The sequence below is a fragment of the Lysobacter sp. Soil_N_23 genome, from assembly GCF_057656135.1.
In genome coordinates this window covers 344,406-368,089 of the sequence record NZ_JBDGKY010000001.1, presented here as the reverse complement: position 1 = coordinate 368,089, position 23,684 = coordinate 344,406, and the positions used below count along the sequence as shown (strand labels likewise).

Annotated in this window: 18 protein-coding genes; 12 read left to right on the top strand and 6 right to left on the bottom strand. The window is 67.7% G+C overall.

The annotated features are described in order from the left end of the window. The first annotated feature begins 37 nt into the window (after window positions 1–37). From AC3A3X_RS01585 to AC3A3X_RS01560, 6 genes are all read left to right on the top strand, one after another. Window positions 38–928 (top strand): CHAD domain-containing protein, encoded by an 891-nt coding sequence (locus tag AC3A3X_RS01585; RefSeq protein ID WP_487581293.1) that lies wholly within the window; start codon window positions 38–40, stop codon window positions 926–928. Between the two features lie 148 nt (window positions 929–1,076). Then, the gene (locus AC3A3X_RS01580; protein ID WP_487581292.1) at window positions 1,077–2,264 is read left to right on the top strand and encodes a DesA family fatty acid desaturase; all 1,188 of its coding nucleotides are present in this window, start codon (window positions 1,077–1,079) and stop codon (window positions 2,262–2,264) included. 14 nt (window positions 2,265–2,278) lie between these two features. Next, the gene (locus tag AC3A3X_RS01575) at window positions 2,279–2,656 is read left to right on the top strand and encodes an EF-hand domain-containing protein (RefSeq protein WP_487581291.1); all 378 of its coding nucleotides are present in this window, start codon (window positions 2,279–2,281) and stop codon (window positions 2,654–2,656) included. Between the two features lie 311 nt (window positions 2,657–2,967). Beyond that, entirely contained in the window at window positions 2,968–4,053 is a 1,086-nt protein-coding gene (locus tag AC3A3X_RS01570; RefSeq protein ID WP_487581290.1) for a sensor histidine kinase, read from the top strand. Between the two features lie 2 nt (window positions 4,054–4,055). Next, window positions 4,056–4,925: a LytR/AlgR family response regulator transcription factor gene (locus AC3A3X_RS01565; RefSeq protein WP_487581289.1), complete on the top strand. Its 870-nt coding sequence runs from the start codon at window positions 4,056–4,058 to the stop codon at window positions 4,923–4,925. Between the two features lie 253 nt (window positions 4,926–5,178). Next, complete coding sequence (locus AC3A3X_RS01560) at window positions 5,179–5,358, top strand: hypothetical protein (RefSeq protein ID WP_487581288.1); 180 nt, start codon at window positions 5,179–5,181, stop codon at window positions 5,356–5,358. A gap of 28 nt (window positions 5,359–5,386) precedes the next feature. Here the strand turns inward: AC3A3X_RS01560 and AC3A3X_RS01555 are convergent, their stop codons facing one another. Further along, entirely contained in the window at window positions 5,387–6,115 is a 729-nt protein-coding gene (locus AC3A3X_RS01555; protein ID WP_487581287.1) for a ThuA domain-containing protein, read from the bottom strand. A 152-nt stretch (window positions 6,116–6,267) separates the two neighbouring features. Between AC3A3X_RS01555 and AC3A3X_RS01550 the strand changes: the two genes are divergently transcribed. Further along, on the top strand, window positions 6,268–8,625 hold the full coding sequence (locus tag AC3A3X_RS01550) for a Tex family protein (protein WP_487581286.1): 2,358 nt from the start codon (window positions 6,268–6,270) through the stop codon (window positions 8,623–8,625). A gap of 255 nt (window positions 8,626–8,880) precedes the next feature. Here AC3A3X_RS01550 and AC3A3X_RS01545 read toward each other — a convergent pair whose 3' ends face one another. Together AC3A3X_RS01545 and AC3A3X_RS01540 are read right to left on the bottom strand one after the other, a co-directional pair. Then, window positions 8,881–10,542, bottom strand: coding sequence for an MFS transporter (locus AC3A3X_RS01545; RefSeq protein WP_487581285.1), 1,662 nt, complete (start codon window positions 10,540–10,542; stop codon window positions 8,881–8,883). 14 nt (window positions 10,543–10,556) lie between these two features. Then, window positions 10,557–12,002 carry a DcaP family trimeric outer membrane transporter gene (locus AC3A3X_RS01540; protein ID WP_487581284.1) on the bottom strand — a complete coding sequence of 482 codons (1,446 nt, stop codon included), beginning with the start codon at window positions 12,000–12,002 and terminating at the stop codon, window positions 10,557–10,559. Between the two features lie 219 nt (window positions 12,003–12,221). Between AC3A3X_RS01540 and acs the strand changes: the two genes are divergently transcribed. The 4 genes from acs (at window position 12,222) to AC3A3X_RS01520 (ending at window position 16,418) form a co-directional block, all read left to right on the top strand. Then, the gene (gene acs / locus AC3A3X_RS01535; RefSeq protein WP_487581283.1) at window positions 12,222–14,174 is read left to right on the top strand and encodes an acetate--CoA ligase; all 1,953 of its coding nucleotides are present in this window, start codon (window positions 12,222–12,224) and stop codon (window positions 14,172–14,174) included. Between the two features lie 9 nt (window positions 14,175–14,183). Continuing rightward, entirely contained in the window at window positions 14,184–14,852 is a 669-nt protein-coding gene (locus AC3A3X_RS01530; RefSeq protein ID WP_487581282.1) for a response regulator, read from the top strand. Window positions 14,853–15,105: 253 nt separating this feature from the next. Next, a complete protein-coding gene (locus AC3A3X_RS01525; RefSeq protein WP_487581281.1) occupies window positions 15,106–15,936 on the top strand; it encodes a helix-turn-helix transcriptional regulator in 831 nt (276 codons plus the stop codon). A gap of 32 nt (window positions 15,937–15,968) precedes the next feature. Beyond that, entirely contained in the window at window positions 15,969–16,418 is a 450-nt protein-coding gene (locus AC3A3X_RS01520) for a VOC family protein (RefSeq protein WP_487581280.1), read from the top strand. 153 nt (window positions 16,419–16,571) lie between these two features. On the opposite strand, the gene AC3A3X_RS01515 is transcribed toward AC3A3X_RS01520, so the two are convergent. The 3 genes from AC3A3X_RS01515 to cls all read right to left on the bottom strand — a co-directional run bounded on the left by AC3A3X_RS01515 (window position 16,572) and on the right by cls (window position 22,456). Next, on the bottom strand, window positions 16,572–20,030 hold the full coding sequence (locus AC3A3X_RS01515; protein ID WP_487581279.1) for a PAS domain-containing hybrid sensor histidine kinase/response regulator: 3,459 nt from the start codon (window positions 20,028–20,030) through the stop codon (window positions 16,572–16,574). 72 nt (window positions 20,031–20,102) lie between these two features. Beyond that, complete coding sequence (locus AC3A3X_RS01510; RefSeq protein WP_487581278.1) at window positions 20,103–20,807, bottom strand: NYN domain-containing protein; 705 nt, start codon at window positions 20,805–20,807, stop codon at window positions 20,103–20,105. 227 nt (window positions 20,808–21,034) lie between these two features. After that, window positions 21,035–22,456, bottom strand: coding sequence for a cardiolipin synthase (gene cls / locus AC3A3X_RS01505; protein ID WP_487581277.1), 1,422 nt, complete (start codon window positions 22,454–22,456; stop codon window positions 21,035–21,037). A gap of 179 nt (window positions 22,457–22,635) precedes the next feature. On the opposite strand from cls, the gene AC3A3X_RS01500 reads away from it, so the two are divergent. Continuing rightward, window positions 22,636–23,613 (top strand): helix-turn-helix transcriptional regulator, encoded by a 978-nt coding sequence (locus AC3A3X_RS01500; RefSeq protein WP_487581276.1) that lies wholly within the window; start codon window positions 22,636–22,638, stop codon window positions 23,611–23,613. Window positions 23,614–23,684 lie beyond the last annotated feature (71 nt).

The following is a 23,684-nucleotide window of genomic DNA, read 5'->3' as shown; positions in this document are numbered from 1 at the left end:
ATGGGTGGGGTCCGTGCATTCAATGGGCAAGACCGCGATGGCCAAGGTCGCAATGGGCACGAGCGTGGATCCGTCCAGCATTGCCGTCGACCTCCAGGTCGTCGCCGCCGCCGTATTGCCGATGCCATCGCCGGGACCGGCCCTGCGTGACTACGCGCTGGCCGAACTGGACGCCGCCCTGGAGGCACTGGGCCAGCCCGGCGACGACATCCACGAAGGCGTCCACCGTGCCCGCAAGGGCCTGCGCCGCGTGCGCGCGACCCTGGCACTGGGTGACGGCATCCTCGGCCCGGGAGTCGTTTTGCTCGATCGCGAGATCAAGCACCTCAACACCGGCTTGTCCGGACTGCGCGACGCGCATGCGCTGGTGGAGACGCTGGAGCGGATGCGAAAGCGCTCGCGCAAGGGCGACACCCGGCAGCTGCTCGATCAGGCGCAGGCCGATGCCGTCGTCGCCCGTTTGGCCATCACCGAAGTGGAGCTGTCGATGGACCCGGCCCTGGGTCAACGTCGCGGGTTGATCGAGGTGCTGGCGGCGGCCGTGCCCGCGCTGGACTGGGAGCGTCTGACGCCATCGGCGGCGCGGATGGCCCTGGCCGACAGCGACGACCGCAGCAAGAAGGCGCGCGGCATCGCCCTGCAGAAGGGACAAGACAACGACTGGCATCGGTGGCGCCGCCGAGCGCGTCGCGCGTCGCAGCAACGGCGCGCGCTGGAAGCGGTGGGCGTGAGCGTTCCGGCGAGCGGGCCCGAGGTCTTCGACAAGCGCACGACCGAACGCCTCGGCGAGGCGCAGGACCTGACCCTGCTGCTGGACCACTGCGGCAAGGGGTCCCCGTTCAGCAAAGAGCACCGCCGTGCCCTTCGCGCCTACGCCGAACCGACGCTGGCACGGCTGCGCAAGCGGATTTCGACCGTTCGTCGTTGAATGCGCGGGCCGGCCTTGCGGGCCGATGTGAACGACCCCATCACATCTTCCGCCCATACCGGCGCGCAGGGTGGTCCGGGACTGGCATCATTGCCTCAGGATCGAGCCGTGTTTGCCGGTCTGACTGTGCGTTTCCGGAGTTATTTCAATGTTCGTTTCATCCCTGCTCGATTTCCTTGCCGGCGGCATCCTCCAGGCCAGTTGGGTCGAGTTGCTCGTCTATCTCCTGGTCGTCACCCAGCTGACGATCTTCTCGGTCACGCTCTATCTGCACCGCTCGATGGCGCATCGCTCCGTCGACTTCCATCCGGTGCTGGCGCATTTCTTCCGCTTCTGGACGTGGCTGACCACCTCGATGATCACGCGCGAGTGGGCGGCCATCCATCGCAAGCACCACGCCAAGTGCGAGACCGAGGAAGACCCGCACAGCCCGCAGTTCAAGGGCATCGACACGGTGATGTGGCGCGGCGTGGAGCTGTACCGCGAAGCGCGCGCGCAGCGCGATGACATCGAGAAGTACGGCAAGGGCTGCCCGGACGACTGGATCGAACGCAACCTCTACACCCGCCACGCGACGATGGGGCCGGTGGTGTTGTTGTTCACCAGCTTCGCCCTGTTCGGTTTCGCCGGCGTCGCCGTGTGGGCGATCCAGATGCTGTGGATCCCGTTCTGGGCGGCAGGCGTGGTCAATGGCCTGGGCCACTGGTGGGGCTATCGCAACTTCGAGACCACCGACACCGCCACCAACCTCACCCCGTGGGGCTTCTGGATCGGCGGCGAAGAGCTGCACAACAACCACCATGCTTTCCCGAGCTCGGCCAAGTTCGCGCTGCGCAAGTTCGAGTTCGACATCGGCTGGAGCGCGATCAAGCTGCTGGAGAAGGTCGGCTTGGCCAAGGTCCTGCGCGTCGCCCCGACCCTGGACGTGCGCCCCAACATCGCCATGCCCGACGGCGAGACGTTGAAGGCACTGCTGGCGATCCGCTTCCAGGCGATGACCGACTACTACCGCAACGTCACCCTGCCGGCGCTGCGCGAGGCCAAGTTCAAGCTGCCGCGCAGTCTGCGCCAGGGCCTGGCCGATGACGGCCGCTGGCTCGACGACGACAAGCGCGCCAAGCTGCAGGCGTGGCTCGCCGAGCGCCCGAGCATGGCCACGCTGGCGGATTTCCGTCAGCGCCTGGCGCAAGTGCTCGACGAGCGCTCGCACGATGCCCAGGCCACGCTGGCCAAGCTGCACGCGTGGTGCACCGAGGCCGAGGCCAGTGGCAACCAGGCACTGCAGGCATTCTCTGCGCGCCTGAAGGGCTACGCGCTGGCACCGGCGCACGCCTGAGCCCCTCGCGCGTGATGCCCCCGGTGTTGCGCAATGACACGCCCGTGTCGAAAGGCGCGGGCGTTTCGTTTGCGCTGCTGCTTGCACTCGCCCTGACTCCTGCGTTGGCGTCTGCACAGGTGCAGGCCACCGGCGATTACCTCTCGCGCATGGACAGCGACGGCGATGGGCGCATTGCGTTGCCCGAGTTCCAGGACTGGATGAGCTACGCCTTTACCCGCATGGATGTGGATGGCGACGGCGTGCTGACACCGGCAGAGCTGCCAGGCGGTCGTGGCAAGCCGGTCAGCCTGGCGGAGCACCGGCAGACGCTGGCCACGACTTTCGCCCGCCAGGACCGGAACCAGGACGGATATCTGGACGCGCGCGAACTGGCGTCCCCGCCGCAGTAGCGTCAAAGGATCCCTTCTCCCGCTAGCGGGAGAAGGTGCCCGAAGGGCGGATGAGGGCGCCTTTCGCGTTGCCTCTCCGTCTGCCCTCACCCCAACCCCTCTCCCGCAAGCGGGAGAGGGGCTAGACATCCCTTCTCCCGCAAGCGATACAGGCGCCAGATATCCCTTCTCCCGCTTGCGGGAGAAGGTGCCCGGAGGGCGGATGAGGGCGCTTCTAGCCGAACCGAGCCGATCCCGCGCCAAGCCGTTGCCAGCCCCCCACCCGCCCAGGCGTAGCATCGGTGACCTGTACCGCCAGACCCGCCGTGCCCATGGCCATTGCTGCATCGCACCCGCTCGACCTGCCTCGCCAGCACCTGTTCTGGCTGCTCCACCTCGGCGGCTGGATCGCCTATTTCTCGCTGGGCTACCTGTCCGCCATCGCCCACGGCAAGCCATCGGGCTACTGGATCGTGCCGCTGACCGCAGCCGCCACCGGCGCGATCGCCACGCTCGGCCTGCGCTACCTGCTGCGCGCCTGCTGGGGCCTGCCGCCGCGGCGGCTGATGATGGTGATGGTGCTGCCGATCCTCGCCAGCTCGGCGGTGATGGACCTGACCACGCGCACGGTGCTGATCGAATTCTGCGACACCTGCGTCCCGGCCAATCGCGCCGCCTACGTCGCCTATGCGCTCAGTTACATCTATGTGGTGCTCGCCTGGGTCGGCCTGTACCTGGGCGTGAAGTACTACGGCCAGCTGCAGGACGAAACCCGGCGCGCGCTGGCTGCCCGCACCATGGCCCACCAGGCGCAGCTGAAGATGCTGCGCTACCAGCTCAACCCGCACTTCCTCTTCAACACGCTCAACGCCATCTCGACGCTGATCCTCGACCGCGACAACGCCACCGCCAACCGCATGGTGCAGGGGTTGTCGGCGTTCCTGCGCCACTCGCTCGACAACGATCCGATGCAGCGCGTGACGCTGCGCCAGGAGCTCGATGCGCTGACGCTGTACCTGGACATCGAGAAGATCCGCTTCGCCGAGCGCCTGCGCATCGAAACCGACATCGACGAGGATTGCTGGCGCGCGTTGCTGCCCAGCCTGCTGCTGCAGCCGCCGGTCGAGAACGCCATCAAGTATGCGGTTGCCAAGCAGATCGCCGGCGGCCTGCTGCGCATCGAGGCCGAGCGCGAAGGGCCGCAGCTGGTGCTGCGCGTGATCGACGACGGTCCGGGCTGCGATTGCCTGGAGGGCGGGCAGTTGCCGGCCGGCAAGGGCGTGGGCCTGCGCAATACGCGCGAGCGCCTGAGCGTGCTCTACGGCGAGGCCAGCGGTTTCGGCGTGCGCAACCGCGAGCGCGGCATCGAAGTCACGCTGCGCCTGCCGTTCGAAACCTCCCAGACGATCGGTGAGTGAGCATGGACCGGGCAAGAACCGAGCGCGAGCACAACGGCAACGGCGCGCATCAGGCGGCTGAGGCGACGACGAAACTGCGTGCGATCGTCGTCGACGACGAGCCACTGGCGCGGCGCGGCCTGGAGATCCGCCTCGCCGACCACGCCGACATCGAGCTCGTCGGCCAGTACGGCGATGGCGTCGCCGCGATCGCCGGCCTGCGCGAGCACCGCCCGGACCTGATGTTCCTCGACGTGCAGATGCCGGGGATGGACGGCTTCGAGACTCTGCGCAGCATCCCCGCGGTCGAGATGCCGCTGGTCGTGTTCGTCACCGCCTACGACCACTACGCCATCCGCGCGTTCGAAGCCTCCGCCACCGACTATCTGCTCAAGCCCGTGGACGACGCGCGCCTGCACCAGGCGCTGGCCAAGGTCCGGCAGGCGCATTCGCAACGCGAGGCCAGCGGCCACTGCGCGCACCTGCTGGGCCTGCTGAGCGAGCTCAGCGGGCACCCCATGCTCGACCTCGACGAGGCCCTCAAGCCCGACGCGCTCGAACAGCTGCGCCGCGAAGACAAGCTCGCCGTGCGCGATGGCGGACGCACGGTCCGGGTCGATCTCAACAGCATCCGCTGGATCGACGCCGCCGGCGACTACATGTGCATCCACACCGACAGCGAAACGCTGGTGCTGCGCGCGACCATGCGCGACCTCGAGAAGCAGCTGGACCCGCAGCGTTTCCCGCGCATCCACCGCTCGACGATAGTCAACGCCCGCCGAGTGGTCGAAATGCGCCCGCACACCAACGGCGAAGGCTACCTGCGCCTGGACTGCGGGCAGGAGCTGAAGCTGTCGCGCAGCCATCGCGACAAGCTCGATCTGCTGCTGTAGCCCGTAGGAGCGAGCTTGCTCGCGAACCACCCGCGCTGACGAGGGACATCCCGCTCACGAGCTAGCCCGATCGCGAGCAAGCTCGCTCCTACGCAAGAAGCGGGCCATCTTCGGGCGGCCTGTGCCCCCAACGCTTCAGCGCGCCCAACCCACCATTCAACGCAAAGTCCGATTGCGCGTGACTTAGGGGTCATCTGCGCAATGAGCACCGCGCGCATCGTGCGCTCCGCACTCCTCCCCGCGGATCCCGCCGATGAAGCTCACCGACGCCTCGCTACGCAATCCTGCTGCCGTCGCGGTGATCGTGGCCATGGTCTGTGCATTCGGGTTGATGAGCCTGTTCAAGCTGCCGCTGCAGCTCGAAGCAGTGCTGGAATCCATGCGCGAGCTTCGTAGGCGCCTGGCACATTTGCGCAGCTCATGCCCTGTCTGATCCCTGACCTGACTCCGCCTGGCCCAGTTCAACAGTCGTCCGACGTGCCTGTCGCATAGCGCAGACCGCGCCGCAACTGCTCGAGGAAGTTCGGATCGGCGTACACGGCTTCGTCGTGGCCCAGGCCCGTATACCAGCTGCGACCGCCTTCGAACTCGTGGCACCAGTTGATCGGGTGATCCTTGCCCATGGTGCCGCCTGCGTACAGCGACTCGTCGACAGTGGCGATCACGCGTACGTGGTCGCGCGGATTGCCGTCGAAGTTGTACAGCTCGTCGCGGATGGGCCAGGGTGTGCCGTTGGCTGCGCCGTCCGGTTCCGGACGCACCTGCGTTGACTGAAGGCCCGGCGGGTGTGACTTGAAGTAAGCACCCACCAGATGCCCGTACCAGGGCCACGCGTGCTCGGTGTCCGCGGCCGAATGCACGCCGACATAGCCGCCACCGCCGCGCATGAAGGCCTGCAGCGCAAGCTTCTGTCCGGGATCTAGAATGTCGCCGGTGGTGTTGGCGAACACGACCACTTTGTAGCGCGCCAGGTTGGCGGCGTTGAAGTCGCCCGCATCCTCGCTGTGGTCGACTCCCAGCCCCTGCTCGGTTGCCAGCTGCTGCAGCGTCGCCACCGCAGTCGGTATCGACGTATGCCGCCAGCCGGTTGTTCTGGTGAACACCAGTGCACGCTCCGGCGTCGCGGCGGACGCGATATCGGCAAGCAGCAGGGTGGACGAGCACAACCAGGCAAGGGCATGTCGGCGCATGCGCGGATCATGCCATGGCGAGGGAGCGCATCTGAACAGGGCTGCGGGGGCGCACGCACTCCAACGCCGCCCTGTCAACGGGTTACGCGCCAGCGCCCGCATTGCGACAATCGCCTTCTCCCCGGATCTCCGGGTTTTCACGATTGGATGCAATGCAGGATCACAAGCAAGTCGCCGCCCAGGTCGCGGGCAAGATCGCCCGCCTGATTGCCGAGGAAATCGGCGCCCAGACGCAACAGGCCCAGTCCGCCATCGCCCTGCTCGACGAAGGCGCGACCGTGCCGTTCATCGCGCGCTACCGCAAGGAAGTCACCGGCGGCCTCGACGACACCCAACTGCGCAACCTCGAGACGCGCCTGACCTACCTGCGCGAACTCGAGGACCGCCGCGCCGCCGTGCTGGCCAGCATCGAGGAGCAGGGCAAGCTGAGCGACGAACTGCGCGGCGAGATCGAGGCGGCCGACAGCAAGTCGCGCCTGGAAGACCTGTACCTGCCGTACAAGCCCAAGCGCCGCACCAAGGCGCAGATCGCGCGCGAGGCCGGCCTGGAGCCGCTGGCGGAAGGCCTCCTGGCCGATCCGACGCAGGTGCCGGAAGAATTCGCCGCCGGTTTCATCGACGCCGAGAAGGGCGTGGCCGACGTGAAGGCTGCGCTCGATGGCGCCCGCGCGATCCTGATGGAGCGCTGGGGCGAGGACGCGGCCCTGGTCGGCGAGCTGCGCGGCTGGCTGCACGAAGTCGGCGTGATCCGCGCGCGCGTCGCCGAGGGCAAGGAGCTGGCCGGCGAGAAGTTCCGCGACTACTTCGACCACGCCGAACCGCTGGCGAAGATTCCCTCGCATCGCCTGCTCGCGCTGTTCCGCGGCCGTCGCGAAGAGTTCCTGTTCCTCGACCTCGACCCGGGCACCGATGCCGCTGCCGGCCACCTGCAGGCCGAAGGACGCGTCGCCGTGCACGCCGGCATCAAGGCGCAGGGCCGTCCGGCCGACAAGTGGCTGATTGATTGCTGCCGCCTGACCTGGAAGGCCAAGCTGCACCTGCACCTGCTGCTCGACCTGTTCGCGCAGGCACGCGAGAAGGCCGAAGCCGAAGCGATCGATGTCTTCGGCGACAACCTCAAGGACCTGATGCTCGCCGCACCGGCCGGCGCCAAGGCCGTGCTCGGCCTCGATCCGGGCCTGCGCACCGGCGTCAAGGTCGCCGTGGTCGACCGCACCGGCAAGTTCGTCGACCACGCGACGATCTACCCGCACGAGCCCAAGCGCCAATGGGACCAGTCGCTGGCGCTGCTGCGCCAGCTGTGCGTCAAGCACCAGGTCGAACTGATCGCGATCGGCAATGGCACTGCTTCGCGCGAGACCGACAAGCTGGCCGCCGACCTGATCAAGCTCGCACCGACGCTGTCGATGCAGAAGATCGTGGTCAGCGAGGCCGGCGCGTCCGTGTACTCGGCGTCAGAGTTCGCGGCCAAGGAGTTCCCCAACCTCGACGTGTCGATCCGCGGCGCGGTGTCGATCGCACGACGCCTGCAGGATCCGCTGGCCGAACTGGTCAAGATCGAGCCCAAGGCGATTGGCGTGGGCCAGTACCAGCACGACGTCGACCAATTCCGCTTGGCGCGCACGCTAGATGCGCGAGTGGAGGACTGCGTGAACGCCGTCGGTGTCGACGTCAACACCGCCTCGGCGGCGCTGCTGACGCGCGTGTCCGGCCTGTCGTCGACGGTGGCCGAGAACATTGTCGTCTACCGCGACAGCAACGGCGCCTTCAAGAGCCGCAAGGAGCTGCTCAAGGTGCCGCGCCTGGGCGACAAGACCTTCGAACAGTGCGCCGGCTTCCTGCGCATCAGCGACGGCGACCAGCCGCTGGATGCATCCTCGGTGCACCCGGAGGCCTATCCGGTGGTCGAGCGCATCCTCAAGCAGTGCGGTCGCGAAGTTAAGCAGGTGATCGGCGATGCCTCACTGCTGCGCGGCCTCAAGCCGGAGCAGTTCACCGACGGGCGTTTCGGCGTGCCGACCGTGCGCGACATCCTCAAGGAGCTCGAGAAGCCGGGCCGCGACCCGCGTCCCGAGTTCAAGGCAGCGCGCTTCGCCGACGGCGTGGAGGACATCAAGGACCTGCGCGAAGGCATGATCCTGGAAGGCGTGGTCAGCAACGTCGCTGCATTCGGCGCGTTCGTCGACATCGGCGTGCACCAGGATGGCCTGATCCATATCTCGGCGCTATCGGACAAGTACGTCAAGGATCCGCGCGAGGTGGTCAAGGCTGGCGACATCGTCAAGGTCAAGGTGCTGGAGGTCGATGTGGCCCGCAAGCGCATCGCACTGACGCGCCGCCTGGACGACAGCGCTCCGGCGCCGCGTGGTCCGCGCGAGGATCGCGATGCGCGGCCGAACGCGAACCGTGGCGGTCGCGATGGCGGTCGCGGTGCGCAGGTGCCGAAACAGGCGCCGGCACCGGCGAACAACGCGCTGGCGGCGGCGTTCGCGCGCGCGAAGAAGAGCTAGAAGACCGTCATTCCCGCGAAGGCGAACACGCCGCCGCCGCCCTGCCACCCGTCATTCCCGCGAAGGCGGGAACCCAGCGTCGTTGCTTTGTGCTCGTCATTCCCGCGAAGGCGGGAATCCAAGGACGTAGCTCTTGGACGCTGGCTCAGAAGCAGAATGGATCCCGGCGTTCGCCGGGATGACGAGCTACCAGAAACAACAGCGCCGGCCCAGGGCCGGCGTTGTCGTCACCGCACTACGACGAGAGAGGCAGCGTTACTGCGTGATATCCACATCCTTCGTCTCGCGCAGGAACAGCGAGCCGATCACGAAGGTCATCAGCGCGATCACGATCGGGTACCACAGGCCGTAGTAGATGTTGCCGGTGGCCGCGACCAGGGCGAAGGCGATGGTCGGCAGGAAGCCGCCGAACCAGCCATTGCCGATGTGGTACGGCAGCGACATCGAGGTGTAGCGGATGCGGGTCGGGAACAGCTCGACCAGCCACGCCGCGATCGGGCCGTAGACCATCGTCACGTAGAGCACCAGGATGGTCAGCACCAGCAGCACCATCGGCTTGTTGATGCGCGCGTCATCCGCCTTCTCCGGATAGCTGCCGGCCTTCAGCGCCGCCTTCAGCTCACCCGTGAACGCATCGCCCTTGGCCTTGCCGTCTTCCTTGCTCAGCCCCGCGCCTTCATAGCCTGGCACTTCGACCGAACCGACGGTGATCTTGGCCACGGTGCCGGCCGGGGCCGCCTCGATCGTGTACGGCACGCCCGCCTTGGCCAGCGCCGCGGTGGCGATGTCGCACGAGTTGGAGAAGACCTTCTTGCCGACCGGGTCGAACTGGAACGAGCAGGTGTCCGGATCGGCATGGACCACGGCCGGCGCATTCGTGCTGGCCTCGGCGATGGCCGGGTTGGCGTAGTGGGTCAGCGCCTTGAACAGCGGGAAGTAGGTCAGCGCGGCGATCAGGCAACCGGCCATGACGATCTTCTTGCGGCCGATCTTGTCCGACAGCCAGCCGAAGAAGACGAAGAACGGCGTGCCGATCGCCAGTGCCGCTGCGATCAGCAGCCAGGTCGTGGTGGCGTCGACCTTCAGCGACTGCGTCAGGAAGTACATCGCGTAGAACTGACCGGCGTACCAGACCACGGCCTGGCCGGCGGTACCGCCGAGCAGGGCCAGCAGCACGATCTTGCCGTTCTTGGTGAAGAAGCTCTCGGTGATCGGTGCCTTTGAGGTCTTGCCTTCCGCCTTCATCTGCTGGAACAGCGGCGACTCGTTGAGCTGCAGGCGGATCCACACCGACACGCCGAGCAGGATGATCGACAGCAGGAACGGAATGCGCCAGCCCCATGCCTCGAACGCCTCGGTGCCCAGGTACGTGCGCACGCCCAGGATCACCAGCAGCGACAGGAACAGGCCGATCGTCGCGGTGGTCTGGATGAAGCTGGTGTACAGGCCGCGCTTGCCGTGCGGCGCATGCTCGGCGACGTAGGTCGCCGCGCCGCCGTACTCGCCGCCCAGTGCCAGGCCCTGCAGCAACCGCAGCAGGATCAGGATGGCCGGTGCGGCAAAACCGATGCTGGCGTAGTTGGGCAGGATGCCGACCAGGAACGTCGACAGGCCCATGATCACGATCGTGACCAGGAACGTGTACTTGCGGCCGATCATGTCGCCGATGCGGCCGAAGAAGATCGCGCCGAACGGTCGCACGGCGAAGCCGGCGGCGAAGGCGAGCAGGGCGAAGATGAAGGCGCTCGTGTCGTTGAGGCCGGAGAAGAACTGCTTGGCGATGATCGCCGCGAGCGAGCCGTACAGGTAGAAGTCGTACCACTCGAACACGGTGCCGAGGCTGGAGGCGAAGATGACCTTCTTGTGCCCCTGCGTCAGCGCGGCTGGATTGCCGGAGTTTGCGGTGATGGTGGACATTTGTTCGTCGCCCCTTAGAAGTTGTACTTCACGTGCGTCTGCAGGCGATTGAGGTCGCCGCGGTCGCCGTTCTCGAGTTCACGCTGGCCCCAGATCAGCTCGGCACCGAGATCGAGCTTGGGCAGGGGGGTATAGATCACGTTGACGTGTCCGGACTGCGCTCCCTTGGTGATGCCAAGGCCGGTGAGGTCGGTGTCCTGGTCGTAGTCGGCGCGCGAGTAGAAGATGTTGGTGCGCAGTTTCGGGTTGAACACATGGCGCCAGCCTACGAACCCGGCGACAACGTCGATGTTGTCGAGCTCGCCGGTGGAATCGAGCACGGCGTCGTTGTTGAGCGCCAGGCCGATGTAGCGGCCGATGCCGCTGCCGCCGGTGACCATGTAGCGGAGGTCGTCGTTCTTGCCGAGGTTGAACTTGCCCGAGACGCTCAGGCCGTAGCCCATCTCCTCCGATTCCTGGTTGGCCGGACCGTTCTGGAAGCGCAGTTGCCGCACCAGGCCGGCGACGCCGAAGTGGCCCCAGTCGCCCTTGAAGGTGTAGCGGCCGGTGAAGTCGGGTGCCGGGCCGTCGTCTCCGGAGACCTGCGCCATGTTGCCGTTGAACGGCGTGTACACCGTCTCCGGGTTTTCCATCGAGAACGACCACGGGCCGTTGGTGTAGCGCAACTGGGCCTGGCGCACGAACACCGTGCCTTCGGTGGGGCCGAGGAAGTCGACCGTGTCGGGCAGGGCGGCGGTGTCCTGGAAGTTGGTCCAGGTCTGGCCGGCCAGCCAGTTGTTCCACTGCACGTAGGCCTGGCGCAGGGTCAGCGCATAGGTGTTGGTGGCGATCTCGTTGCCGGTGAAGGCGGTGCTGCCGCCACCGAACAGGTCGAACTCCAGGTAGGCCTTGAGCTTGTCGCCGCTGTCCAGGTCGGTGTCGGCACCGAACCAGAAGCGCGAGAAGTTCACGCCCATGTCGGTGTCGGAGCCGCCCTCGTCGGTGTTGCCGCCGCCGACCGGGATCGCCTTGGGCACATAGAACAGGCGGCCGACGGTGCCGTCGGCAATATCGCCGTCGTTGGTCTGGGTCAGCGAGGCATCGAGCTTGATGAAGCCGCCATAGCTGAAGCGCGTACCCGGGTTGGCCGTGGCCATGATCGGCGCGGTCTGGATGGACGGCTTGGCCGGCGCCGCAGGGGTTCCGGCGGCTGCGCCGGCGGTCACGACGGCGGGGGCAGCCGGTGCGGTGGCCTGCACGGTCTTGACCTCGCTGATCTGGCTTTGCTGTTGCTGCTGCTGCGACACCAGCTGCTTGACCATGGCTTCGAGCTGGGCGACGCGCGCTTCGAGCTCCTTTTCCTTCGCGGTTTGCGCGAATGCCATCCCCGGCAACGCCAGCGCGACCAGCAGGGCGGCGGCGAGCGGGCGGCGACGCACGGTCGCGGCCTTCCTCGTCGACGACGCAATGATTGCGGACATGATTCCCTCCCAATGGAACGCCGCACCCAATGCGCGGCTGCGGCCAGCCTGCTGGCGCATCGCGCTGCACAACCATTCCCCATTGGTCGTAGGAGAGGCTCGATAATCGCCAATTACGACTATCGTCTACACCCGCCGGGATGAGGCTTGACGGTGAATGCGGCACACTGGACCGCCACCCGCCAGACACCCCGACAGAACCTTGTCCCGGAGCACGCCATGAACCAACCCGCCGTCGTCCATCCTGTCGATCCCGAATTCGCCGCCAAGTCGCGGGTCACGCGCGAGGCGTACGAGCGCATGTACGCCGAATCGGTGAACCGGCCCGACGTGTTCTGGGGCAAGGTCGCGCAGCGCCTGGACTGGTTCAAGGCACCGACCAGGGTCAAGGATGTCAGTTACCAGCTCGACGACTTCCACGTCCGCTGGTACGAGGACGGTGAACTCAACGCCAGCGTCAACTGCCTCGACCGTCACTTGGCGCAGCGCGGCGACAAGACCGCGCTGATCTTCGAGCATGACGATCCCACCCAGCCGGCCGAGCACATCACCTACCGCGACCTGCATGCGCGGGTGTGCAAGCTGGCCAACGCGCTGCGCTCGCTTGGCGTGCGCAAGGGCGACCGCATCACCATCTACCTGCCGATGATCCCGGAGGCGATCGTCTCGATGCTCGCCTGTGCCCGCATCGGCGCGATCCACTCGGTGGTGTTCGGCGGCTTCGCCCCGAATTCGATCGCCGACCGCGTCGCCGACTGCACCAGCAAGCTGATCATCACCGCCGACGAAGGCCTGCGCGGCGGCAAGAAGGTGCCGCTCAAGGCCAACGTCGACGCGGCGCTGAAGATGCCCGGCACCAACACCGTCGAGACGGTGCTGGTGGTGCGCCATACCGGCTCGGCCGTCGACATGCAGATGCCGCGCGACCGCTGGTACGACGCCGTCGTCGACGGCCAGTCGGAGGAGTGCGCGCCCGAGCGCATGAACGCCGAGGACCCGCTCTTCATCCTCTATACCTCCGGCTCGACCGGCAAGCCCAAGGGCGTGTTGCACACCACCGCCGGCTACCTGGTCTACGCCAGTTACACCCACGAGATGGTGTTCGACCTGCGCGACGACGACATCTACTGGTGCACCGCCGACGTCGGCTGGGTCACCGGCCACAGCTACATCGTCTACGGGCCACTGTCCAACGGTTCGACCGCGGTCGTCTTTGAAGGCGTGCCGAACTACCCGAGCGTGTCGCGCTTCTGGGAAGTGATCGACAAGCACAAGGTCACCATCTTCTACACCGCCCCGACCGCGATCCGCGCGCTGATGCGCGACGGCGACGAGCCGGTGAAGAAGACCTCGCGCGCGTCGCTGCGCCTGCTCGGCACGGTCGGCGAGCCGATCAACCCCGAAGCCTGGCGCTGGTACTTTGAGGTGGTGGGCGATTCGCGTTGCCCGGTCGTGGACACCTGGTGGCAGACCGAAACCGGCGGCATCCTGATCACGCCGCTGGCCGGCGCGATCGACCTCAAGCCGGGCTCGGCGACCAAGCCCTTCTTCGGCGTGCAGCCGGCGCTGGTCGATGCCAATGGCAAGCTGCTCGAAGGCGAGGCCGAGGGCAACCTGGTCCTGCTCGATTCCTGGCCGGGCCAGATGCGCACCGTCTACGGCGACGATCAGCGCTTCATCGATACCTACTTCCGCACCTACCCGGGCATGTACTTCACCGGCGACGGTTGCCGCCGAGATGCCGACGGTTACTACTGGATCACCGGCCGCGTCGACGACGTGATCAACGTCAGCGGCCACCGCATCGGCACGGCCGAAGTCGAAAGCGCGCTGGTCTCGCACCCGAAGGTCGCCGAAGCGGCGGTGGTCGGCTTCCCGCACGACATCAAGGGCCAGGGCATCTACGCCTACGTCACCCTGATCGCCGGCGAGGCGGCGACCGAAGCCCTGCACAAGGAACTGATCGCGCACGTGCGCAAGGAAATCGGACCGATCGCCACGCCCGACCACCTGCAATGGGCGCCGGGACTGCCGAAGACGCGCTCGGGCAAGATCATGCGCCGCATCCTGCGCAAGATCGCCGAGAACGCCCCGGACCAGCTCGGCGACACCAGCACGCTGGCCGACCCGAGCGTGGTGGAAAGCCTCGTCAACGAACGCCGCGTGCCCTGACCCGAGCGCATGACCACCCTGCTGATCGCCGACGACCACCCGCTGTTCCGCGAAGCGCTTCGCGGTGCGGTCGCGCGCGTGCTGCCGGAGGCGCAGCTGCGCGAGGCCGACAGCGTCGATGCGCTATACACGCTGGTCGAGGCCGAGCCCGATGCCGACCTGCTGCTGCTCGACCTGAACATGCCCGGTGCGCAGGGCTTCAGCGCGCTGGTGCACCTGCGCGCACTGCATCCGCAGTTGCCCATCGTGGTCGTGTCGGCGCGCGAGGAGCCCACCGTGATGCGTCGCGCGCTCGACCACGGCGCGGTCGGCTTCATTCCCAAATCGGCCGACGCCGCCACGCTCGGCGAGGCGATCACGCGCGTGCTCGACGGCGACCGCTGGGCACCGGCGGCGGCCTTGTCCGCACCGGCCGCGCACGCCGACGAGCACGACGCCGCGCAGCGCCTGCGCGACCTCACGCCGCAACAGTTCCGCGTGTTGCAGATGCTCGGCGCCGGCCTGCTCAACAAGCAGATCGGTTATGAGCTGGGCGTATCGGAGGCGACGGTGAAGGCACACGTCACCGCGATCCTGCGCAAGCTCGGCGCCAGCAACCGCACCCAGGCCGTGCTGATCGCCGGCCGCCTCGCCCTGGACCCCAGCGCGATCGTGCCGCCGCCGGAAGAGGTCGAGTAGCCCGCCGCCCCTCACCCGCCGTTGCACGCCGTCCCCTCACGCCGTCCCCTCACGCCGCCGTTGCACCCCGTCCCCCTCACCCCGTCATTCCCGCGAAGGCGGGAACCCAGCGTCGTTGCCTTTGTCGCCATCCCGTGACGTCATCACCTGACGTCATCCCGGCGAAAGCCGGGACCCAGTTGCTCTCGCCTTCGCCTCCCGCCCCCGCGCCAGTTCGCCGGCCCGTGAACCCCACGGGTGTACTCTCCGCCCCATGAGCCTCCGCCGCCCGCACCCTGCACTGCGACCGTACGTCGAGGCGGTCTGGGCGAGCACTGCGCCCGCGCAGGCCTTCGCATCGCGCGAGCACGTGCTCCCGTGCACGCGCATGCACCTGGCGATCCGTCTGGATGGACCGTTGCGGTTGTACCGGGATCCCGACGACGCGCGTGGCGACATCATCGCCGACGCTGTCGTGGCCGGCACGCGCGCCGGCTTCTACGTCAAGGACACCACGCACGCCTCGCGTTCGGTCGGCGTGATCCTGCAACCCGGTGCGGCCCAGGCTTTGTTCGGTTGCGGCGCAGACGCGCTGGCCGCCAACCACACCCCGCTCGAAGCGCTATGGGGCGACGCCGCCAAGCGCCTGCACACACAGCTGCTCGATTGCGACGACCCGTCAGGCCAGGTCGCGCTGCTCGAGCAGGCACTGCTGGCGCGCTTGCGTCCGGTTCGCGCGATGCATCCGGCCATCGCGCAGACGATGCAGGGCCTGGAGCAGGGCATGGCCGTCACCGCACTGGCCAAGGCCAGCGGCTGCAGCCATCGACTGCTGCTGGCGCGATTCCGCGCGGCGACCGGCCTTGCGCCAAAGGCCTATGCCCGCGTGCTGCGGTTCCGCCACGCGCTGCGGCTGCTCGCGCGCGGACAACGCCTGGCCGACATCGCCTTCGACGCCGGCTACAGCGACCAGGCGCATTTCAACCGCGAGTTCCGCGAGCTGTCCGGGATGACGCCGCAGGTGTACAAGCGGGCGCCGGTGCGCGGCGAGGCCCACGTCGCCATGGTCAATTTCCTTCAAGACGCGGGCGCCGCACCGACCTAAGGTCCACGCACACCCACTGCCGCGAGTCCGCCATGTCCACCCGCGAACTGTTTGCCTACCTGTGTGTCCGCGATGCGCAGTCGGCCATCGACTTCTACCGCGAGGTCTTCGGCGCCAGCGAAACCCTGCGCCTGGTCGATGCCGGCGGCCGCATCGGCCATGCCGAGGTGTCGATCGCCGGTACCACGCTGATGTTGTGCGAGGAGTACCCCGAGTACGACATCCTCGCCCCGGACCCGGCGGCCTCCAGCAGCGTGACCCTGCACGTGCACGTCGACAACGCCGACGCGGTGATCGCGCAGGCGCTGTCGGCCGGCGCGACGCTGGTGATGCCCGCCCGCGACCAGTTCTACGGCGAACGCTCCGGCGTCGTCCGCGATCCCTTCGGCCACCGCTGGAACATCGGCCACAGCATCGAGGACGTGACGCCACAGGAAATGCAGCGCCGCTTCGTGGCACTGACCGCGGGACCGTGCGACTGACGGGCGTGCACGGACCGCAGGAACCTCGACCTGGCGGGTACCCGCACCACTTCCCGTAGGAGCGAGCTTGCTCGCGACCCACCTGTCCGGCGCGATCAACGCTCCCGCCTCGGGACCGCAAATCGCGAGCAAGCTCGCTCCTACACCGGAGGCCTACGCCTGCACCACCTGCCGCTGCGCCGCCAGGAACGCTCGCAGCGATGCCGGCTTCACCGGCTTGGTCAGCACCCGGCAGCCGCGTTCGCGTGCCGCCAGCTTTAGTGCATCGCTGCCATCGCCAGTCAGCAGGGCCGCCGGCAGGTTGCGGCCGCACTGGATGCGCAGTTCGTCGATCACGCCCAGGCCGTCGAGGCGGTCATGCAGGTGATAGTCCACCAGGGCCACGTCCGGGCATTCGACCAGCAGCGCCAGCGCCTCATCGGCGCTGGCGGCGGTCAGCGCCGTCACGCCCCAGCGCTGCAACAGGCTGCGCATGCCGTCGAGGATCTCGCGGTCGTTGTCCACGCACAGCACGCGCAGGCCGGCCAGGGAGTCGCCGCCGACCACCAGGTGCGGCTCCGGCAGCGGCGCGGCGTACATCGCCCGTCCGAACGGCACCGTGATCGAGAACACGCTGCCCACCCCGATCCGCGAGCGGACCCGCAGCGGATGCTCGAGCGTGCGCGCGATGCGCTGGCAGATCGACAGGCCCAGTCCGAGACCGCGTTCGCCACCGACACCCGGAGTTTCGAAGCGCCGGAACTCGTCGAAGATCTGCGTCAGGTGGTGCTCGGAAATGCCCGGGCCGGTGTCCCATACCTGCAGTTCGACCGCGCCTTCGCGCATGCGCGCGGCGATCAGCACGCCACCTTCGCGGCTGTAGCGCAGCGCATTGGCAAGGAAGTTCTGCAGCGCGCGGCGCAGCAGGCGACGGTCGCTTCGCACCGGCCGCGGCCGGTCCGGCGCGCGCACCCGCAACTGCAGACCCCGACCGGAAGCGACCGGGGCGTACTGCGCGACCAGTTCGCGCAGCAGTTCGTTGACGTCGAAGTCGACGATCTCCACGCGCAGTGCGCCGGCTTCCAGTCGCGAGATGTCGAGCAGGCCGTCGAGCAGGTCCTCGGCGGCGCGCAGCGATGCATCGACGCGTTCGGCCAGGCGCGCCTGCTCGACCGCGTCGGGCGTCTCGCGCAGCGCGCTGGCGAACAGCCGCGCCGCATTGAGTGGTTGCAGCACGTCGTGGCTGATCGCGGCCAGGAACCGCGTCTTCGACTGCTGCGCCGATTCGGCCTCGCGGGTACGCAGTTCCACACGCTGTTCGAGCGTCTCGTTGACTTCGCGCAACCCCTGTTCGGCGCGCTTGTAGTCGGTCACGTCGCTGTAGGTGGTGACGTAGCCGCCGGGCAGTGGACGCCCGCGCATCTCGATGACCTGGCCATTGGCGCGCACGCGCTCGAACACGTGCGGCGCGCCCGCGCGCAGGTGCGCGAGCCGGCGCTGTACCTGCGCCTCGGTCGGTCCCGGGCCCATCTCGCCGCGTTCGGCGTTCCAGCGGATCAGGTCGCTGACCGGGCGGCCGACGTAGAGCATGCCATCGGGGTATTCGAACAGCTCCTGGTAGCGGCGATTCCAGGCAACCAGCCGCATCTCCGAGTCGACCACGCTGACGCCCTGGCTGATGTTCTCCAGCGTCGTCGACAGGATCTGGCGGTTGAATCGAAGTTCCTGATTGGCCTCGTCCAGCAGCGCGACCACTTCGCCCAGTTCCATGCCCGAACCGCGCAGGGCCGTGGTGAGGGTCAGTCGCGCCGAGGCGGCGCCAATGGCCGAGGCCAGCAGGCGCTCGGTGAACTGCGCCAGCGCGCGGTCGGCGGGCTGTTCGGGTTGCCACGGGCGGCCCTGCTGTTGCGCGTACTCCTCGAAGGCGCGGCGGGCGTGGCGCTCGCCGACGATGCGCTCGGCCAGCGCCAGCAGTTCACTGCCGCGCACGCTGCCGGCCCAGCCGCCCGGGCCGAGCGCGGGGCGCTGCACGTAGGGGTCGAGGTACGGCGATGCCAGCAGTTGCTCCTGCAGGCGCGGGCGCTGCCGCACCGACACGAACAGGAACACGCCGACGTTGAACAACAGCGACCAGAACGTGCCATGGGTCAGCGGGTCCCAGCCGTGCAGGCCGAACAGTTGCTCCGGCTGCAGCCAGTCCACGCCGAGCGGGCCATGCTCGAGCCAGCCCGAGCCGAACCAGCCACCGCGCGCCAGCGCCGGCAGCAGCAGCGTGTACAGCCACAGCACGGTGCCGGCGAACAGGCCGGCGAACGCACCGGAGCGACTGGCGCCGCGCCAGTACAGGCCGCCGATCAAGGCCGGTGCGAACTGCGCGACCGCGGCGAACGCGAGCAGGCCGTGCTGGGCGAGCGTGTCCTCACCGGCGCGTCCGTAATAGGCCGAACCGCGGTGATAGGCGTAGGCCATCATCGCCAGCGCGACGATGGTGATGCGACGCACCCACAGCACCTGGCGGTCGATGCCCTGGCCTTCGTGCAACGCGCCGCTGCGCAGCAGCAGGGGCACGATCAGGTCGTTGCTGACCATCGTCGCCAGGGCGACGCTGGCGACGATGACCATGCCGGTGGCCGCCGAGAAACCGCCGATGTAGACGATCAGCGCCAGCGATTCCTGTTTCAGCGCCAGTGGCAGCGACAGCACGTAGGTGTCCGGCGAGGTGCCGGTGCCGGCGAGCAGGGCCTGGCCGGTGAGCGTGATCGGCACCACCAGCAGCGAGATCAGCACCAGGTAGCCGCCGAACATCCAGCGTGCCGAGCGCAGGTCGGCCGGGTCCTGGCACTCGACCACGGCGACGTGGAACTGGCGCGGCAGGCAGACGATCGCGGCGAAGGCGAGCAGGGTCTGGGCGACGAAGCCGGCCGGCACGCCAGGCGCGGTGACGATGCTGGCCGCCTGCACCATGCGGTCGGGCAGGGAGCCGAAGCCGGGCAGGTGGAACAGCGCGAACAGGCCGATGGCCAGGAACGCCAGCAGCTTCACCAGCGATTCCAGCGCCACCGCCAGCACCATGCCGCGGTGATGCTCGGTCGCATCGATCTGGCGCGTGCCGAACAGGATCGCGAACACCGCCAGCAGCAGGGCGACATAGAAGGCCGGGTCCTGGAGCAGGCCGGCGTCGCTGGGCACGTCGGCCAGCACTTCCACGCTCATCGCCACCGCCTTGAACTGCAGGGCGACGTAGGGAACGGCCGCGGTCAGCGCCACCGCGGCGACCAGCGCTGCCAGCCCTGGAGCGCGACCGTAGCGCGAGGACAGGAAGTCGGCGATGGAGACGATGCGGTTCTGCCCGGAAATCAGCACCAGCCGCTCCAGGATGCGCCAGCCGAAGGCCAGCATCAGCAGCGGGCCCAGGTAGATCGGCAGGAAGCCCAGCCCGGTGCGGGCGGCCGTGCCGACCGCGCCGTAGAACGTCCACGACGAGCAGTACACCGCCAGCGCCAGCGAGTACACGGCCGGGCGCATCCAGCGCGCCTTGGGCGTGAAGTCGCGCTGGTCGCCGTAGTAGGCGACCACGAACAGCACGCCGACGTAACCCGCCGACACCAGCAGCAGAATCCAGCCTGGGATCACGGCGCGCCTCGCGTTGTCGAACCAGGCGAGTGTAGAACGCCAGGCGAGGCGCTGTCGTCCTTGCGGCCATCCTCACCAGTGCGTCGGCTTGTCGATAGGCTTCTTGCGAGTGGGTATGCGCGACGGCAGCTGACAGGCTTCCAGCTCGTCATCGCGCAGGTGGTGGCGCGTCCAATGAGCATGTGCCGACAGCGAGGTCAGCGCGTTGCGGTGCCCTCGCCCGCCGTCGGGCGGGTGGCGTGGCGTTACCACGCCGACGGTCAGGTCGGGGAAGTCCGTGCGCACCGCCTGCAGGGCCGGCACGGCGTCGCTGTCGTTGGAGAAGATCACCAGCTGCCGGAATCTCCCGGCACAGGCGTCGCGGTACATGGCCAGCGCCAGGTTCACGTCCGTCTGCTTCTCCTCGAGCTTCCAGACCCGCACCCTGTCGTTGCGGTCGTAAGGCGCGCCAGCCACGTAACGCGGCACCAGTGTCCCGCCTTCATCCACGCAGTGCGTGCCCAGTGCGAGGGTCAGGCGTGCCGGATGCCGCTGCAGCAGGGCGCGATGGTAGGCCTGCTGCGCCTGCATCGAGGCCTGCCCGTGGGTTGCGAACCGCGCCAGGCAGGGCGCGCTGAAATAGCGCACGAGGGCAACCTCGGAGGCGGGATCGTGTTCGCGCAGCAGGCGATCGGAGAGGGCGACCACGTCCAGCCACTTGTACGCAGTGCCGCGAATGCGGCCGTAGTAGAGGTTGTAGCCGTCGATATAGACAGCGGTCGTCTTCGTGGTGGACATGCGCCAGCGTTCCTTCGGGCATGAAAAAACCGCCTTGCGGCGGTTTTTTCGTCCCAAGCCGTGGAGCCAACTGAATGACGACGGCGAGGGCGGAGTGGTGACCGAATTCTCGTCAAGGCTTGACAAGCTGTCAACCCCTTGATGCGGTCGGATTCATCCCGCCGTCGCATGACCGTCCTGCGCCAACTCAGACTGCGGGCCCTTCGCTGAGCCCGCGACGACAACGCCTAGATCAGCGAGTCCGCCAGTCGTGCAATTCCCTCCACGCTGCGCCGCCAGCGCGGTCGCGCCCGCCACGACACCAGCTCGAGAATCTCCGAATCCGCCAGGTACTCGGCCTCGATGCCACGCAGGCGCTCGACCACGGCGCGGTCGTAGCACAGCAGCCCGACCTCGGCATTGAGCGCGAAGGAGCGGATGTCGAGGTTGATCGAGCCGATCAGGGCGATGTCGTCGTCGACGCTGAGGTGCTTGGCATGCAGGAAGTGCGGCCGGTACAGCGCGATGCGGACGCCGGCCTCCAGCAGTTCCTCGTAGTAGGACCGCTGCGCCCAGCGCGTGAGGTTCTGGTTGTTGCTCTGCGACAGCACCAGCTGCACCTGCACGCCCGACAGTGCGGCCAGATGCAGTGCGCCTAGCGTCACGTCGTCGGGAACGAAGTAGGGCGTGGTCAGCACCACCTGCTGACGCGCGTGCTGGATCAGCGCGACCACGACGTTGCGCGCATTCTGGAACGGATACGCCGGCCCGCCTGGCAACAGTTGCGCTGGCGCGGCGCCGGTGCCTTTGTAGTCGCCATCGGCGGTCAGGCGCTCGCCGGTCTCGATCAGCCAGTCGCTGGCGAACAGGCCCGCCATCTGCCGCACCGCCGGACCCGTCACGCGAGCGACCAGTTCGCGATTGGGACATCCTGGTACGAACCCGGCATCGGCCAGGTTCTGCGAACCGACATAACCCACGCGGCGATCGATCACCGCCAGCTTGCGATGGTTGCGCAGGTCCATGCGCGACAGGCTGCGCCAGGCCAGACCCCCGGCCAGCATCGCGTGGACCTCCACGCCGGCCTCCCGCAATGGCCGGGCGAACGCACGCAGTCCGGGCTTGGCACCCACCGCGTCGAGCAGCAGCCGGCAGCGCACACCGCGCGACGCAGCGCGTCCGAGCGCGTCGGCGACCGCGGCACCGACACGGTCGTCGAACATCAGGTAGTACAGCAGGTGCGCTTCTTCGCGAGCGCCATCGATGTCCGCGAGCAGCGCCGCCAGCGAGTGTTCGTAATCGTCGAGCAGTTCGATGCCATTGCCATGGGTGGGCATGAAGTCGCCCAGGCGCTCGGCCAGACGCGGAATGTCTGCGCTGGCGTCGCCTTCGCCGCCCGGTGGCAGCCAGCGCCATTCGCGCAGGCCGTCCTGGCGCCCGCGGATGACGGCAGACGCCAGCGCCTGACGCTCGCGCCGTTGCCGCGCCAGCCACGGATGGCCGAGCACTAGGTACAGCGGCAACCCGAGCAGCGGCACGAAGCCGACCAGCAGCAGCCAGCTGCGCGCGGCGGCAGGCGGGCTGCGCACCGGAATCCAGGCCAGCGCCGCCAGCCGGATCAGCCAGTCCAGGAAGAACAGCCAGTAGCCGGCGTGCAGGTCGAAGGGCATGGCGGCATTGGAGCATGCGCGCGTGATGGCGGCATCGCCGCCGCGGAAGATCTCAGGGCATACGTGTTAGATCCGGTTGTGCCACCTGGCACATCCCGGCGGCCACTTTAAGAAGGTTCTTATGTACTCATTGGTCACGCCAAGTGAGCCTGAACGCCCTCACACGTCAGTCAGGTCTTATGGAACGAGCAAAGTGGGCGGATCGTGGTCAGCTGTTGCGCATTGGTCCGGCCGAAGGCCAATGGGCAAGGTGCGTCGGCGCTTCGCGCCTGGGAAGCGTGGAGCTGTCGAGCCAGGATCTTTCGATCTGGGTGCAGATGCGGGCCGGCTCCTGGGTGGAAGCCAAGGAAGGACGGTTTTACCTGCGTACCGGTGACTGGATCGCCTTCGCGAAGGATTCGATGCCGCTGATCCAGCCCGATCAGAACGGCATCTGCATCGGCCTCACCATCGCGGATGATGCGTTGCGCGCAATGAGCCGTTTCTCCGACTTCGGTCTCTATGTCGGGCGCGGACGTCTCAAGCCCGAACAGGCCAGGTCGGTTTCGCGGATGTGGTACCGGGCCTCGCGCAACATCGACAACGACAGCCGCAGCGGTCGCATCCAGGCGCCATTGCGTTCGATGCTGCTGTTTCTCCAGGAGGTCCAGGCCGGATACGGCCAGCGCCTGGGTCTGTGCCCCGGCGCGTCGCTCGGACGCAAACGCCAGGTGTTCGAACGGATGCAGCGCGCCAGCCTGTACCTGGAAGGTCACTGCCATCGCATCGTCCGCATCAGTGAACTGGCCGAACGCACACGCTTCTCGACCTGGTACTTCTCCAAGCTGTTCCACAAGCTCTACGGTGAAAGCCCACTGGCCGCGTCGGCACGCATGCGACTGGATCACGCCGCCAGCCTGCTGGCGTCCACCTTGATGACCATCGGCGAGGTCGGCGCCGCCAGCGGATTCGACAACAGCTGCAGCTTCGCCCGCAGTTTCCGCGCGCGATTCGGCATGACCGCATCGGAGTACCGGGCAGCACGGCGCGACGCCGACCTGATCCTGCAAAGGCGGCGCGTTGCGGGCGCAAAAGACGTTGGCGCAACCAGCGGATCGGTCAGGTCAATGCGGGAAAACGTGATCAAGAACTCCGGAATAAGGTTGGTAGGCGCTTAACGCGCCGATAACAATATCTGGAGAGGTCATACATGGAACACCGCAACCTGCGCACCGCGGTGCGCGTCGGC

Bases quoted from the DNA above. Each gene is read 5' to 3' on its own strand.
- AC3A3X_RS01575 (WP_487581291.1), top strand. From the start codon at position 2,279: ATGCCCCCGGTGTTGCGCAATGACACGCCCGTGTCGAAAGGCGCGGGC.
- AC3A3X_RS01550 (WP_487581286.1), top strand. From the start codon at position 6,268: ATGCAGGATCACAAGCAAGTCGCCGCCCAGGTCGCGGGCAAGATCGCC.
- AC3A3X_RS01545 (WP_487581285.1), bottom strand. From the start codon at position 10,542: ATGTCCACCATCACCGCAAACTCCGGCAATCCAGCCGCGCTGACGCAG.
- acs (WP_487581283.1), top strand. From the start codon at position 12,222: ATGAACCAACCCGCCGTCGTCCATCCTGTCGATCCCGAATTCGCCGCC.
- AC3A3X_RS01565 (WP_487581289.1), top strand. From the start codon at position 4,056: ATGGACCGGGCAAGAACCGAGCGCGAGCACAACGGCAACGGCGCGCAT.
- AC3A3X_RS01510 (WP_487581278.1), bottom strand. From the start codon at position 20,807: ATGTCCACCACGAAGACGACCGCTGTCTATATCGACGGCTACAACCTC.
- AC3A3X_RS01520 (WP_487581280.1), top strand. From the start codon at position 15,969: ATGTCCACCCGCGAACTGTTTGCCTACCTGTGTGTCCGCGATGCGCAG.
- AC3A3X_RS01530 (WP_487581282.1), top strand. From the start codon at position 14,184: ATGACCACCCTGCTGATCGCCGACGACCACCCGCTGTTCCGCGAAGCG.
- AC3A3X_RS01560 (WP_487581288.1), top strand. From the start codon at position 5,179: ATGAAGCTCACCGACGCCTCGCTACGCAATCCTGCTGCCGTCGCGGTG.
- AC3A3X_RS01580 (WP_487581292.1), top strand. From the start codon at position 1,077: ATGTTCGTTTCATCCCTGCTCGATTTCCTTGCCGGCGGCATCCTCCAG.
- AC3A3X_RS01585 (WP_487581293.1), top strand. From the start codon at position 38: ATGGCCAAGGTCGCAATGGGCACGAGCGTGGATCCGTCCAGCATTGCC.
- AC3A3X_RS01500 (WP_487581276.1), top strand. From the start codon at position 22,636: ATGGAACGAGCAAAGTGGGCGGATCGTGGTCAGCTGTTGCGCATTGGT.
- AC3A3X_RS01525 (WP_487581281.1), top strand. From the start codon at position 15,106: ATGAGCCTCCGCCGCCCGCACCCTGCACTGCGACCGTACGTCGAGGCG.
- cls (WP_487581277.1), bottom strand. From the start codon at position 22,456: ATGCCCTTCGACCTGCACGCCGGCTACTGGCTGTTCTTCCTGGACTGG.
- AC3A3X_RS01570 (WP_487581290.1), top strand. From the start codon at position 2,968: ATGGCCATTGCTGCATCGCACCCGCTCGACCTGCCTCGCCAGCACCTG.
- AC3A3X_RS01540 (WP_487581284.1), bottom strand. From the start codon at position 12,002: ATGTCCGCAATCATTGCGTCGTCGACGAGGAAGGCCGCGACCGTGCGT.
- AC3A3X_RS01555 (WP_487581287.1), bottom strand. From the start codon at position 6,115: ATGCGCCGACATGCCCTTGCCTGGTTGTGCTCGTCCACCCTGCTGCTT.